A 15,077-nucleotide genomic window follows, 5' to 3' on the forward strand; every position below is an offset into this window, starting at 1 on the left:
TCCTCCCCCAGCGTGCTCTCGTGCTGGGAGAATTTTCCACGGAAAATTCTGGTCCCCGACCGCCCCGCCCGGGGGCGGTCCGTCCGGTCGGTCAGCCTGGCCGGTCCGTCAGGTGCCGGGCCAGGTCGTTCACCAGGGCGTCGAGCCAGGAGCGCACGGTATCCGGGTCGAACAGGTCGGCGTCGTACTCGGCCAGGCCCGCGTAGCCGTCCGCGTCCGGGGTGAGGACCAGCAGGAGGTCGGAGCGGGCCGAGGGGCCCGGCACGTCCTCGACCTCGGCGGTCAGGCCGGGGAGGTCGAGGACGGCGGGCGGGGTGCTCTGCACGGTGAGCAGGACCTGCGGGTACGCGTCGGGCAGCCGGACGCCGCGTTCGCGCAGCGGTTCGACCAGCAGGCCGAAGGGGACGGTGGCGTGGTCGAGGGCGGTGGCGATCGCCGTCGCGGCCGTGTCGACCGATTCCCCGAACCCGCCCGGGGAGCGGGTGGGCAGCCGGATCGGGAGGCCGAAGGTGAGCAGGCCGACGACCCGTTCGTCGGCCGGCCGGGTGCGGTTGGCGTGGGAGAGCACCACCAGGGTCTGCGCCGCGCTGCTCAGCTCGCCCAGCAGCCGCGCGAAGGCGGCGAGCAGGACGGCCGAGGCGGTGGTGGAGCGGGCGGCGGCGTAGCGGCCCACCGCCTCGGCCAGTGCCGCGGGGAGGCGGAAGGCGGCCGTGGCACCCCGCCCGGAGCGCTGTGCGGGGCGGGGCCGGGCGGTGGGCAGCTCCGCCGTCGACGCGACGCCGTCCAGGGTCTTGGCCCAGTGGTCGGCGGCCGCGGCGACGGCGGCGCGGGTGACCACGGTCCGCTCCCAGCAGGCGTGGTCGGTCATCCGGCCCGGGTCCTCCGGCGGCCGCCCGTCCGGGCCGTACAGCGTGCCCAGGTCGGCCAGCAGGGTGGCCAACGACCAGCCGTCGACCGCGATGTGATGGAGCGTCAGCAGCAGCACCCAGGCTTCGTCGGCGGGCCGCAGCAGCCGGGCGCGCAGCAGCGGGGCCGTGGCCAGGTCGAAGGGGCGGTCGCTCTCGGCCCGGGCGGCCTCGGCGAGCGCCGCGTCCCGAGCCCCGGGCGCGAGCGCGCGCAGGTCGGCGACCGGGAGCTGCACCGGGGCGTTCGGCAGCACCTGTTGGAGCAGGCCCAGGTCGGTGTCCCGGTAGCTGGTGCGCAGGCTCTCGTGGCGCCCGGTCAGCGCCGTCAGCGCGGCGGCCAGCCGCTCGGGCTCCAGCGGCCCGCGCAGGGCGATCCGCTGGGTGATGTTCCACACCGCCGGGTCCGCCGCCCGGGCGTGCGCCCGGTGCATCCGGCGCTGCGCCACCCCGGCGGGTGCGGCGGCGAGGGCCGTGCCGGAGCCGGTCAGGGTGGCCAGCAGCCGTTCCCGGTGGGCCCGGACGAGCCCGGTGGCCTCCTCGTCGAGCGCGCCGGGCGGGGCCAGGTAGCCGAGCCGGTCGCCGGTGGTGCGCAGGACGATCTCGCGCTCGTCGAGCAGCCGGACGAGCCGGTGCCAGCCATCGTCGATAGCGGTCACAACGTGCCCTCCTCGTAGGCCGGGGCCTGGCGGTCCTCGGTCTGCGGCTGCTGGGCGGCCATCGCGCGGATGGTCGGGCGGCGGAAGAAGTCCAGGACGCCGGTCCGGATCCCGGTGGCCTCGCGGACCCGGTTCAGCAGCCGGGTGGCGGCCAGCGAGTGCCCGCCGAGGTCGAAGAAGGAGGTCTCCACGCCTGCGGGGCGGCCGAGTTCCTCCTCCCACAGCCGTTGCACGGTGCGTTCCAGTTCGGTGGCCGGGGCGACGGCGGCCCGGCCCGCGCCCAACGGCAGCGGCTCCGGCAGAGCAGCCACGTCGAGCTTGCCGTGCGCGGTGAAGGGCAGCGCCGCCACTGCGGCCCAGAGCCCCGGCACCATGTGCTCGGGGAGCAGGTCGGCCAGGTGGTCGCGGACCCTGGGCAGTTCGGCGGCGGCGCACTGCACGTACCCGGCCAGCATGGTGCCCGTCCCGGTGCGGCGGGCCGTCACGGCCGCGCCGCGCACGCCCGGGACGGAGCGCAGCACGGTCTCGACCTCGCCCGGCTCGATCCGGTAGCCGCGCACCTTGACCTGGCGGTCGGCGCGGCCGAGGTACTCCAGGGTGCCGTCCGGCCGCCAGCGGCCGAGGTCGCCGGTGCGGTAGCGGCGGCCGTCCGGGGTGTCGGTGAAGGCGGCGGCGCTCTCCTGCTCCCGGCCGGGGTAGCCGAGCCCGACCTGGACGCCGAGCGCGTGGATCTCGCCGACCGCGCCGGGCGGGACGGGGCGCCCGGCGGCGTCCAGCAGCAGGATGCGGGTACCCGGCACCGGGCGGCCGATCGGCGCGTGGTCCGGTCCGTCCGGGGCGACCTCGCCGGCCGTGACGGCGTGGGTCTCGGTGGGGCCGTAGTGGTTGATCAGCCGGCAGCCGGGGTTACGGGCGAGGAAGGCCCGCAGCCCGGGGGTGAGCAGCAACTGCTCGCCGCCCGTGATCAGTTCGCGCAGGTGGGGCACCGGTTCGTCGCCGAGGGCGTCGACCAGCGCGGCCAGCGGGGTGTACGGCAGGTGCAGCCGCTCGGCCCGGGTGGCGCGGACCACGGCGGCCAGCGCCGTCACGTCGTAGCGGGTCTCCTCCTCGATCAGCAGCAGGGTGCCGCCGCCGGCCAGCGTGGTCAGCACCTCCTGGACGCTGACGTCGAACCCGCAGGAGGCGTACTGCAGGGTGCGGGCGGCCGGGTGCTCGGCGACGTTCCAGGCCAGCAGCGCGGACAGGCCGAGGGTGTGCATCAGCACGCCCTTGGGGCGGCCGGTGGAGCCGGAGGTGTACAGCAGGTACGCGGGGGCCTGCGCGGAGGGGGCGGGCAGCGGCGGCAGTTCGGCGGAGGCGGCGACGGCATCGGCCTCGGCGTCCGTCAGGACCGTCGGCAGGGACAGGCCCATCAGGTCCGTGTCCGAGGCGGTGAGCAGCACGGCCGGTGCGCTGTCCGCGGCGATCAGCCGGCAGCGTTCCGGGCCCTGCAGCGGGTCGATCGGCACGTGGACGGCGCCGAGGCGCAGCACGGCCAGCAGCGCGGCCACCTGGTCCACCGAGCGCGGCAGCAGCACGCCCACCCGGCTGCCCTCCCGCACCCCGGCGGCCAGCAGCCGGCCGGCCAGCTCGCCGGCCCGGGCGTGCAGCGTCCGGTAGTCGGTCCCGGTGCCGTCGGCGGCGACCACCGCGAGGGCGTCGGGACGGGCGGCCGCGACGGCGGCCACCGCCGCCAGCGGGTGTGCGGGCGCCCGCTGCGCCTCGGGCCCGCATTCCAGGGCGGGGTCGGCAGGGGCGGCCGTCAGCTCGGCGAGCGGGCGGGCCGGGTCGGCGACGGCGGCGGTGAGCAGCCGCTCGAAGGCGTCGAACAGCCGGTCCACCGTGACCCGGTCGAACAGGGCCTCGGCGTACTCGACGTGGCAGCGGATGCCGTCCGGCAGGTTGGTGAGGAAGAGCGACAGGTCGAAGGCGGAGCGGTCCACCACGTCGTCCAGCGGGCGGGCCGTCACCCCGGGCAGGTCGAGTTCGAAGACGGCGTGGTTCTCGAACTCGACGAGGACCTGGAAGATCGGGTTGCGGCTGGTGTCCCGCTGCGGGTTCAGCTCCTGCACCAGGACCTCGAAGGGCAGCTGCTGGTGCTCGTAGGCGTCCAGTGCGCTGGAGCGGACCCGGTCCAGCGCCTCGGCGAAGTCCGGCTCCCCGGACAGGTCCAGGCGCAGCGCCAGCGTGTTGACGAAGAAGCCGACCAGGTCCTCGGTGCCCTCGGTCCGGTTGGCCACCGGGGTGCCCAGCACCACCTCGTCCTGGCCGCCGTAGCGCTGCAGCACCCCGGCGAAGGCGGTGAGCAGCACCATGAACAGGGTCGAGCGGCGGCTGCGGGCCAAGTCCCGCAGGCCGTCGGAGAGTTCGGCGGGCAGTTGACGGACGTGGGAGCGGCCCCGGCCGTCCGGCACCGCCGGGCGCGGCCGGTCGGTCGGCAGGGCCAGCACCGGCAGGTCGCCGCCGAGCACCTTGCGCCAGTACGCGAGGCTCTCGTCGTACGCCCCGGCGGCCACCGCGGCCCGCTCCCGGACGGCTTCGGCGGCCGGGGTGGTGGTGAGCACCGGCAGCCGGGCGGGGCGCTGCTCCCGGGCGGCCCGGTACAGCTCGCCCAGTTCCCGGGTGATCACCACGGTGGACAGGGTGTCGATCACGATGTGGTGCATCGACAGCACCAGGACCTGCCGGTCGGGCCCCGTCTCCAGCAGCCGGGCCCGGAACAGCGGGCCCTCGGTCAGGTCGAAGCGGCGGGTGCCCTCGGCGGCGACCAGCGCGGCCACCGCCTCGTGCTCGGGCCCGTCGGCCGCGACCCGCTCCAGCAGCGGGCCCTCGGGCACCGGGAGCACCTGCTGGAACGGTTCGCCGTCCTGCTCGCGGAAGGCGGTGCGCAGCCCGACGTGCCGTTCGACCAGCGCGCGCAGCGCGGTGTCGAGTGCGGCCGGGTCGAGCGGGCCGTCCAGCTCGATGGCCTTGACCTCGTTGTACTGCCCGGTGTCGGGCAGCATCCGGTGCAGGAACCACATCCGCTGCTGCGCGTAGGACAGCGGGGCGCCGCGCTGGGCGGAGCGGCGCAGGGCGTCGATGTGCGGCATGCCGGAGGCCACCTGGTCGGGGGCGAGCCCGAAGTCCACGAAGCAGGCGATCTCGTCCGCGCCGGCCGCCCGCAGCTCGGCCAGCACCGACTGCACGCTCTCCGGGGTGCCGATCAGCGCGCGGGAGGCGCAGTACCGCTCGTAGGCGCGCTCCAGCACGAACTCCAGGTCCTCCTCGCGGGTGTTCTCGAAGTCCAGGGTCAGGCCGAGGCTGTTGGCCATCTGCCCGAACAGCGAGAGCGAGGAGCGCAGGTAGTGGCAGAACGGGCGGTACGCCTGCTCGCGGGCGGTGGCGAGGTCGGCGCCCAGGTAGGTGTGGACGAGCACGACCACCCGGCCGGCCTCCGGGTCGAGGCCGTGCTCGGCCCGGGTGCGCCGGTAGAGCGCGACGTTCTCGGCGAGCTGGGCGACGTCCTGGGTCATCAGGTTGGTGATGATGCCCAGGTCGTGCCGGGCGGCCTCGCGGAAGCTGTCCGGGTTGCCGACGATCGCGGTGAACATGGGCGGCTGCTCCTGCAGCGGGCGCGGGTGCAGGGTCACCTCGATCGGCTCCCCCTTGCCGTTGCGGCCCCGGTAGGGCTCGCCGCGCCACAGTGCCCGGACGGTGTCGATCTGCTGGTGCATCAGCTCCTTGTGGCCGCCGTAGTTCTCGGGGAAGAACAGGAAGTCGTTGGGGTGCCAGCCGCTGGCGCAGCCCAGGCCGACCCGGCCGCCGGACAGGTTGTCGACCACCGACCACTCCTCGGCCACCCGGACGGGGTGGTGCAGCGGCAGGACCGCGCAGCCCGCGTTGAGCCGGATCCGGGTGGTCTCCCGGGCCAGCGCGGCGGCCAGCACCGAGGGGTTGGGGAAGATCCCGCCGAAGGAGTGGAAGTGGCGCTCCGGCAGCCAGACGGCGTGGAAGTCGTGCCGGTCGGCGAAGCGGGCGCTCTCCAGGACGATGCGGTACTTCTCGTCCTCCGGGGAGTCCAGGGGGTAGTCGCCGAAGAAGTAGAGGCTGAAGTCGACGGGGCGCTGCGGGTCGCTGACCGGGTGGTAGGGCATCCCGGCGGGCTCGGTGTGGCCGGTACCGGTCTGGCCGGTGCCGGTGCCGGTGGTGCCCGTGGTGCCGGTGCCTGTACGGTCGTCCGCCGCGGGCTCCGGCAGTGCGGCCGCCGGGCGCGGGGCCGGGAGCCGTACCCCGGGCGAGGCCGGGAAGAAGCCGCCGCGCCGCAGGTCGCGCAGCGAGTCGCGGACCGCGTCGGCCACGAACTCCAGGTCGCCGTCGGTGTGCGCGGTGGAGAGGAAGAAGTTGCGCCACTCCCACACGTAGACCCCGCGGGTCAGCAGTTGCGGGAAGAGCAGTTCCATGTCCGCCCGCGGCTCGAACCGGAACAGCGAGCCGAAGTGGGCCAGCCGCAGCGGGAACTCCTCCTCCTCGAAGAACCCGTTGAGGGTCGCGGCCAGCTCGTCGGTGCGGGCGTTCAGCCGCTCCTGCAAGCCGGGGCCGGACTCCTTGAGGTGGCGCAGCACGGCGCCCGCGGCGGTCATCGCCAGCGGGTGCTGGATGTAGGTGCCGCCGAAGAAGGTGGTGTCCTTGGGCGGGTAGCTGTCGTCCCCGTAGTCCCAGTGGCCGCCGTCGATCCCGTCCAGGATGTCGGCGCGCCCGGCGATCGCGCCGATCGGGTAGCCGCCGCCGAGCACCTTGCCGTAGGTGGAGACGTCCGGGGTCACGCCCCAGAAGCCCTCGGCGCCGCGCAGGTGCGGGCGGAAGCCGGTGAGCATCTGGTCGAAGATGAGCACGATGCCGCGGCGGGCGGTCAGTTCGCGCAGCGCGCGGACGAACTCGACCGGCTGGCGGCCCGGGTGGCGGCTCTGGACGGGTTCGACCAGCACGGCGGCGATCCGGTCGCCGAGTTCCTCGATCACCTGGAGGCTCTCCGGATCGCCGTACCGCAGCACCACGAGGTCGGCGACCGCGCTGCCGGGGATGCCGATCGACACCGGGACGGTCTCCCGGTCGGCGCCGCGGCCCACGGTCCGGCCCAGGGTGTGGTCGAAGTGGCCGTGGTAGGAGCCCTCGAACATGACGATCTTGTCCCGGCCGGTGTACGCGCGGGCCAACCGGATCGCCCCGGCGTTCGCCTCGGTGCCGGAGTTGGCGAACGCGACCCGCTCGGTACCGGTCAGTTCGGCCAGCAGTTCGGCGGCCTCACCGGTCTCCGGGCCGCGCGGGCCCAGCCGCAGTCCGCCGGCCAGGTGCTCGCGGACGGCGTCGGAGACGAACTCCGGGTCGTGGCCGAACAGCAGGACGCCGAAGCCCATGGTGATGTCGACGTACGTGTTGCCGTCGAGGTCCTCCAGGCGGGAGCCCCGGGCCCGGCGGGCGGCGAGCGGGTAGAGCATCTCCTTGGTCGCGGAGCGGAAGCCGACCACGGCGCGGCTGTCCGCGAGGGTGCGCCGGTGGCGGCGGGTGACCGCCTTGGAGGCGGCGGTCCGGGCCGTGAAGCGGGCGACCAGCTCGTCCACGTGGGCGCGCTGCTGCTCGGTCAGGCCGCCGGAGGCCATGCCGGACTCCCGGGAGACGGTCACCCGGGGGCCGTGTACCTGCGGGGCGGGCGGGGTGGCCGACGCGGGTGCGGGGGCGGCGACCGGGGTGACGGCGGCTGGGGTGACCGCGGGTGCGGCGGCCGGTGGCAGGGCTACGGGGGCGGCAGCCCCGGGAAGCGCGGGCGGCGCCACCCCGGTCCCGGCCAGCAGGCCGAGCTGGTCGCGCATCAGGTCGGAGAACTGACCGAGCAAGGCGAGCTGGCGCTCGATCAGGCCGGTGCCGTCGGCCACCGGGGCGGGCACGGGCGGCGACGCGGGCACTGACGGGACGGGCGGAGCGGGGGGGACGGGCGGAGCGAGGTGGACGGGCGGCGCGATCACCTGGGGCGAGGGTGCGGGGGCCGGTATCGGTGCCGCTGCCGGGGCGGGAACAGGGGCGGCGGCAGGGACCGGCGCCGGAGCCGCTGCCGGAGCCGCCGCCGGCTCGGGTGCGGCGGCCGGCAGCAGCGCGTCCCGGACGGCGGGCTCCAGCCGGCCGGCGATCAGCCCGGCCAGTCGGGCCGGGGTGTCCGCCGCCTCGAACAGTTCGCGCATCGAGACCCGTACCCGGAAGGTCCGCTCCAGGTCCCGGATCATGTTGATCATCGAGAGCGAGTCGGCGCCGAGGTCGAAGAAGGGCTCGTCGGCTCCGACCGACCCCTCGTCGTGGCCGAGCTGGCGGGCCGTCTGCTCCAGTACCTGGCGCAGCACGGCCTCCTCGGCCAGTTGCTCGGGGCTCGCTGCGGGCGCCGATACGGGCGTCACTGCGGCGGGCGCCGGGCCGGGTGCCGACGCGGCCTCGGGTATGGCCGACGGCGGAACGGGCTGCTGGGGCGGCGGTGCCTGGTGCATGGCGGAGTCCTCGGTGGTCGGCCGGTCGGGGGCGGTGAACCAGTGGCGGCGGCGCTGGAAGACGGTGGTCGGCAGGGGTACGCGGCGGGCCGGGCCGTCCGGCCAGTCGCGGGCGGCGGCGAAGCGCGCCCAGTCGAGCGGGACGCCGTGGGACCACAACGCGGCGGCCGCGACGCCGAACTGCCGCTCCGGCGGTGCGCCGCGCCGGGCGCCGGCCACGAAGTGGCGGTGCGGCAGCTCCCGGCGGCCCATGCCGGTGAGCGTCGGGTGCGGGCCGAGCTCAAGGAAGAGCTCGTGGCCCTGCCCGTCCAGGGCGGCCAGGACCAGGTCGAAGCGCGCGGTCTCCCGGGTCTGCCGGACGAAGTAGTCGGGCGTCGGCACGGTGCCGGGGGCCAGCACCTCGCCGCCCAGGTTGCTCACCAGCGGTACGGTCAGCGGCCGCAGGCGCAGCCGGGCGAGCTGCTCGCGGAACGGGTCGAGCACCGGGTCGAGCAGCCGGGAGTGGAAGGCCCGGTCGGTGGCGAGCCGTTCGGTGGTCACACCGTCGGCGGCCAGCACGGCCTCGGCTGCCGCGATCTCGCGCGGCGCTCCGGCCAGCACGCACTGGCCGGCGCCGTTGACCACGGCCAGCTCCACCCCGGGCAGCCAGTCGCCGAGTGCGGCGAGCCGCTGCGGGCCGGCCATCACCGCCGTCATGGCGCCGGGCTCGGTCGCCCGGTGCATCAGCCGTCCGCGCACCGCGGTGAGGAACATCCCGTCGGCGAGGTCGAGCGCGCCCGCCGCGTGGAAGGCCGCGTACTCGCCGGCGCTGTGCCCGGCGACCGCGGCCGGACGCAGCCCGAGCTCCTGCCAGAGCCGAAGGTAGGCCGCTTGCAGGGCGAACAGCGCGGGCTGCGCCGCCTCGGTGGTCCAGGCGTCGTCGGCTCCCTCGGGCACGGCGTCGAGCAGCAGCGGCAGCAGCGGCTCGCCCCAGGCGTCGCGGTGCAGCCGGTCGCACTCGTCCAGCACGGCCCGGAAGACCGGGAAGGCGCGGTGGAGTTCGGCGGCCATGCCCCGGTACTGGGCGCCCTGGCCGGTGAACAGCAGCACCGGCTGCACGTCGCCGCGCCGGGCCTCGCGGTGGACGGGCGCGGCGCCGGAGGTACGGCCCGCAACAGGTGCTGCACCGGAGGTACGGCCCGCAACGGGCACGGCGCCGGAGGTACGGCCCGCCAAGTGGGCCTCCAGGCCCCGGCGCAGCTCGTCGGGGTCGGCGCCGGTGACGGCGAGGCGGTGGCGCAGCGCGCGGCGGCCGCCGCCGAGGGTGAGCGGCAGGTCGCCGGGGGCGGGGGCGGGCCCGGTGGCCAGCCGGTCGCGGAGCAGGCCGGCCAGGGCGGTCAGGCCCTGCTCGGTGCGGGCAGACAGCGGCAGCACGGTCGGGGCGGGGCGCGGGTCGGCGATGCCGGTTGCGGCCGCCGGCGCCTCCTCCAGCACCAGGTGGGCGTTGGTGCCGCCGACGCCCAGCGCGCTGACCCCGGCCCGGCGCGGGGTGGGGCCGGCCGGCCAGTCCCGGCCCTCGGCGGAGAGCCGGAACGGGCTTCCGTCGAGCTCCAGCGCAGGGTTGGGGCGGCTGAAGTTGACCAGCGGCGGGATCGTGCCGTGCCGCAGCACCAGCAGGGCCTTGATCAGCCCCGCCATTCCCGCGCAGGTGTCCAGGTGGCCGATGTTGGGCTTCACCGAGCCGAGCGAGCAGAAGTCGGCGGCCTCGGTGCGGGCGCGGAACGCCTGGGCCAGCGCCCGGAACTCGATCGGGTCGCCGAGCGGGGTGCCGGTGCCGTGCGCCTCGATGTAGCCGACGCTCTCGGCCGGCACCCCGGCCAGGTCCAGGGCCCGGCCGACCACAGCCGCCTGCCCGTCCACGCTGGGCGCGGTGTAGCCGACCTTGAGCCCGCCGTCGTTGTTGACGGCCGAGCCGAGGATCACGCCGTGCACGGTGTCGCCGTCCGCCAGCGCCCGGTCCAGGCGCTTGAGCAGGACGGCCGCGACGCCGTTGCCGCCGACCGTGCCGCCGGCCGCCGCGTCGAAGGCCCGGCAGGCGCCGTCCGGGGAGAGGATCGACCCCTCCTCGTAGCGGTATCCGGCGGCCTGCGGGGTGTGCAGGGCGGCGGCCCCGGCCAGTGCCAGGTCGCAGTCGCCCGCCAGCAGTGACTGCACCGCGAGGTGCACCGCGACCAGCGAGGTGGAACAGGCGGTCTGCACGCCGATCGCCGGCCCGGTCAGGCCCAGCCGGTAGGCGACCCTGGTGGCGGCGAAGTCGGCCTGGTTGCCGATCGCGGTCTGCAGCGCGGCCACCGGCTCGGCCGGGTCGGCGGTGGCGGCCAGGGTGTGCTGGTAGTAGTTGCGCAGCGCGTACAGGGTCATGCCGGTGCCGGCGAAGACCCCGACCCGGCGGCGCGGGTCCGGGGCGTCGTAGCCGCCGTCCTCCAGGGCCTGCCGGCAGATCTCCAGCAGCAGGCGCTGCTGGGGGTCCATCAGCGCCGCCTCGGTGCCGCTGATGCCGAAGGCCTCGGCGTCGAAGTGGTCGGTGTCGGGCAGCGCGCCGGTCACCGGGACGAAGTCGGGGTGGCGATACTCCGCCGGGCGCAGGCCGGCCGCCGCCAGTTCGTCCTCGGTGAAGCGGGTGGTGCTGCGGACGCCGTCGACGATGTTGCGCCAGTACTGTTCGGGGGTGTCGGCGCCGGGGAAGCGCAGGGCCAGGCCGACGATGGCCACCCGGCGGTCGCCGCCGTCCGGGCCGCCGTCCCGGCCGCCGGGCGCGGCGGTGGCGGCCGTGGCTGCGGTGGACGCGGTGGGCACTTCGGTCAGGTGCGCGATCAGGGCGTCCACGGTGGGGTGCCGGAACAGCTCGGTGGGCGCCGGGGGCGCCGGCAGGACGGCACCGAGCGCGCCGTGCACCCGCATCAACTGGAGCGATCCGATGCCGAGTTCGGCGAGCGGGCGGCCAGGGTCGAGCGGGGTGTCGAGGACGGCCTCGAAGGCGTCCAGGACGGCCCGGCGCAGCTCGGCGGTGGCAGGGGTGGCGGCGGTGGCGGCGGTGGCAGGGGTGGGGGCGGCGTGGGCAGGACTGCCAGGGCCAGGCGGTACGGCTGCGGCCGGTGCGGTGGCCCGCTCGTCGGCCGGCCGTCCGGCGGGCCGTGCGGAGGGCCGTGCGGAGGGCGCTTCGCGGACCGGTCGCGGTGCGGTGGCCAGCAGGCGGCGGCGCGCGGCGGGGGCGCTCGGGTCGGGCCCGGCGTACCAGCGGCCCGGGGCGGCGGCCAGCAGCAGCGAGGCGAGTCGGCGGCCGTGCGCGGCGCTCAGCACGGCGATGCCCCGGTCGGCGGCGGCCTGCTCGTGGTCGGTGGCGCGGTTCATGCCGACCCCGCTCCACAGGCCCCAGGAGATCGTCCAGGCCGGGGCCCCGGTCTCCCGGTGCAGCCGGTCGACGGCGCTCTCCAGGTAGCGGTTGGCGGCGGCGTACGCCGTGGAGCCGACGGCCTCCTGGAAGCCGACCATCGAGGAGAAGCCGACGAACTGGGCGCCGGGCCGCTTCCGGACCAGCTCGACGAGGTGGTCCGTGCCGGTCGTCTTGGCACGCACCGCCTCGCGCCAGCCGTCGGGGCCGGTGTCGGCGAGCAGCGCGAGCCGGTAGCTGCCGGCCAGGTGGAGCACGCCGTCCAGCGGCGCCTGCCAGTCCCGTTCGGCCTCGGCGACCACCTCCGCCAGCTGCTCGGGGTCCGTCACGTCGGCGCGGCGGTAGTCGACCCGGCCGCCGTAGGAGGACAGCCGGTGCAGCGCCGCGCGGCGCTCGGCCGCCTCGGCGGTCGGCGCGTCCAGGTCGGTGCGGCCGATCACGAGCAGCCGGGAGCCGTGGTCGCGGAGCAGGCCGGGCAGCAGCTCGGCGGCGATCCCGCCGAGGCCGCCGGTGACCAGGTAGCGGGCGCCGGGGGTGAGCAGTGAGCAGCCCTCGGCTGCGGTCACGGCGTCGCGCACGCTTACGGTCTCGGCCGGTCCCAGCCGGGGCACCCACGGGCGGCCCTCGCGCCAGGCGCACTCCGGCTCCGGCCGGGGCTCGGCCAGCAGGGCGAGCAGCGCGGCGGCCTGCTCGGCGGCCGGTGCGCCCGCCGGCAGGTCGATGTGCCGGGCGGCCGGCACCAGTTGCTCGGCCCGGGCGCCGGCGGTCAGCGCAGCCGTCAACTCCGCTCTTGGGTCCGGGAGTTCACCGGGCAGCACGGCGTGCAGCCCGGCACTGACGGTGACCAGCTCGCCGATCGGCGGCCGGCCGGCCAGGGCCTGCAGCAGGGCGAGCAGCGCTTCGTCCCGCGCCGCCGCGTCCGAGGGCCGCGGCGCGTCCTCGGGCCCCGCGCCCCACAGGTGCACCACCCGCGCGGGGCGCTCCTCGCCGAGCGCCCGCAGCCACTCCCCCGGGTCGGTGGTCGGCGGCCGGTCCACCACCACGGCCTGCGGCAGGGCGGCGCGCAGCGCCTCGGCGAGGGTGCCGGGGCCGGCGGGGCCGAGCAGCAGGGTCGGCCCCGCCGGAGCGCCCTCCGCCGGGACCGTTCCGGCCGCCGGGGCCTCCGGCACCGGGCGGGGTTCCCAGGCGAGTCGGCGCACGCAGTCCGGCAGGGTCCGGGAGTTGGCCTCCGCCAGGTCCAGGGCCACGAGGTGCTCGTCGAGTTCGCCGTCGAGCAGCCGCCGGCGCAGCGCGGTGCGCTGGATCTTGCCGCTGGTGGTGCGCGGGAACTCCGACGGCGGCACCGGCAGCACCAGGGCGGGGGCGGGCTGCCTACGGGCGGCCAGCAGTCGCCGGACCTCGGCGGCCACGGGCGGTGCGGGGGCGTCCTGGTCGTTCGGCACGTAGACGACCACCAGTTGCTCGGTGCCGGTGCGGTCGTCCGGGACCCCGAAGGCGGCGACGTGCCCGGAGCGCACCCCCGCCACCGAGGCCACCACGTCCTCCAGCTCATGGCAGAAGTAGTGCACCCCGTTGACGATGATGATCTCCTTGCGACGGCCGGTGAGCACCACCTCCCCGTCGGCCAGGAAGGCCAGGTCTCCGGTGTCGAACCAGCCGTCGCCCACGAAGGACTCCCGGTCGGCGGCCGGGTTGTTCAGGTAACCGGGGGTCACCCGGCCGGAGTTGACCTGGAGCCGGCCGACCCAGTGCTCGGGCAGGGCCCGGCCGTCCTCGCCCGCCACCCGCATCCGGGTGCCGGGCGCGGGACGCCCCATGCTGAGGAAGCCGGTGCCACGCTCGTGCGAGGCCGGGTCGGCGGGCTCCAGCCGGCCGCTCAGCGAGTCGGTGCGCACCAGGCGGCGGGCGCCGTCCTCGTGGTAGCGCTTGTAGGTGATCACGGTGCAGGTCTCGGCCATGCCCCAGCCGAGCAGGACGTGGTCCGCGCGAACGCCGAACGGCCCGGTGGCGGCCAGGAATTCGTCCAGCACCGCCTCGGTGCACTGCTCCCCGGCGTTGATCAGCGACTTGAGCGCGGAGAGGTCCCAGTGCCGGCCGGGACCGGCGGCCCGGACCGCCTCGGCGACCAGCCGGAAGCCGAAGTTGGGCGACCAGGAGTGCGCGCCCCGGTAGCGCTCCAGCGTGTCCAGCCAGACCAGTGGGTCGGCGAGCACCAGTTCGGTGGGCACCTGCACCTGGTCGGCGGCCAGCGCCACGTCCCGCAGGTGGAACATCAGCAGCCCGGCGACGTGGTCCAGCGGCAGCCAGTTGACGGTGACGTCCTCGGGCGAACTGCCCTGGGAGGCGGCGCCGGCCACGTACTCCAGGATGCCCCTGTGGGTGATCTGCACCGCCTTGGACCGGCCGGTGCTGCCGGAGGACAGCTGGAGGATCGCGACGTCGCCGGGGTCCGGAGCGTGCTCGGCGCCTGGCGCGCCGATGGTGCCGGTGTCGGGCACGCCGATGGTGTCGGGCGCGGCGCCGGTGTCGGTGGCGGCACCGGTATCGGCGGGCCGGTGGTCGACCGCGATGACCCGCAGGCCGGGCGCCGGGTAGAGCTCCCCGAGCCGTGCCAGGCCCGCCACCGCCGGGCCGCAGGCGAGCACCGGCGGCTCCTCCAGGGTCTGCCAGGCGTGCCAGAGCTTCTCCAGTACGGGGTTGCGCTCGTCGTAGGCCGGCGGGCGGGCCACCGTGACCGGCTGCACCCCGCCCAGCAGGCAGGCCCACAGGGTGGGGAAGTAGCGCTCCGGGTCGGGGACTTGGAGGATCACCCGGTCGCCCGCCCGCAGTCCTGCGGAGGTCAGCAGGGCGAGGGTCTCCCGGGCCTGCTCCAGCAGTCGGCGGTAGGTCAGCCTGGTCGCCCCGCCGTCGGCCCGGACCAGGTGCAGGCCGCGCCCGGGGTGCCGCTCGGCGGCGCGCAGCAGCGCCTCGGGCAGCGTCCGGGGCGCGTCCGGCGCCGGATCGGGCAGCGGGGCGCCGACCGCCTCCGTCCCGGTGCCCTCGGGGGCGGCCGTCGGGCCGTCCGGGGCGGGGCCCGCCGCCGTCCCGGCGTCGCCGAACGGCCGCCAGTGCGCGGTGAGTTCGCGCAGGTGGCGCAGGGCTGGCCCGGGCTCGGCGGGCGGCCGGGCGGCGGCGGCCGCCAGTACGGCGCGGTCGGGCTCGCCCTGCGGGGTGCGGACGATGCCGTCCAGGAGGTGCACCTCGGCGCTCGGGTCGGCGTCCAGCAGGGCCGCGGCGGCCCGGCGGCGCAGCGCGGCGGTGTCGGTGTCGGCGGCGGGCACCAGGTAGGCCAGCAGCCCGCGGCGGCCGTCGGCGCGCTCGACCGGCAGCAGCGCACAGTCGGCGACCTCGGGACGCAGCAGCAGCCGGGCCTCCAGGGCACGCAGCCGGGCGCGGTCGGGACCGGTGGAGCTCATCAGGTACGGCACCTTTCGGATCGGTGCCGGGGCGCGCGGGTACGGACCGCCCCGGGGTACGGAGGGTGAGCGGATCGGGC

At 76.4% G+C, this 15,077-nt stretch carries 2 protein-coding genes; both read right to left on the reverse strand.

Translation table 11 applies throughout. The features are described from left to right. Positions 1–91: 91 nt before the first annotated feature. Positions 92–1,561 carry a condensation domain-containing protein gene (locus A6F73_RS32125; RefSeq protein WP_063351898.1) on the reverse strand — a complete coding sequence of 490 codons (1,470 nt, stop codon included), beginning with the start codon at positions 1,559–1,561 and terminating at the stop codon, positions 92–94. Beyond that, positions 1,558–14,997: a non-ribosomal peptide synthetase/type I polyketide synthase gene (locus tag A6F73_RS42655; RefSeq protein ID WP_208869226.1), complete on the reverse strand. Its 13,440-nt coding sequence runs from the start codon at positions 14,995–14,997 to the stop codon at positions 1,558–1,560. The genes A6F73_RS32125 and A6F73_RS42655 overlap by 4 nt, the downstream gene beginning before the upstream one ends. Between the last annotated feature and the right edge of the window lie 80 nt (positions 14,998–15,077).

The organism is Streptomyces sp. MJM8645 (genome assembly GCF_001625365.1).
Taxonomy (GTDB): Bacteria; Actinomycetota; Actinomycetes; order Streptomycetales; family Streptomycetaceae; genus Kitasatospora.

Coding starts and splice junctions, on each gene's coding strand:
- A6F73_RS42655 (WP_208869226.1), bottom strand. CDS start 14,997: ATGAGCTCCACCGGTCCCGACCGCGCCCGGCTGCGTGCCCTGGAGGCC.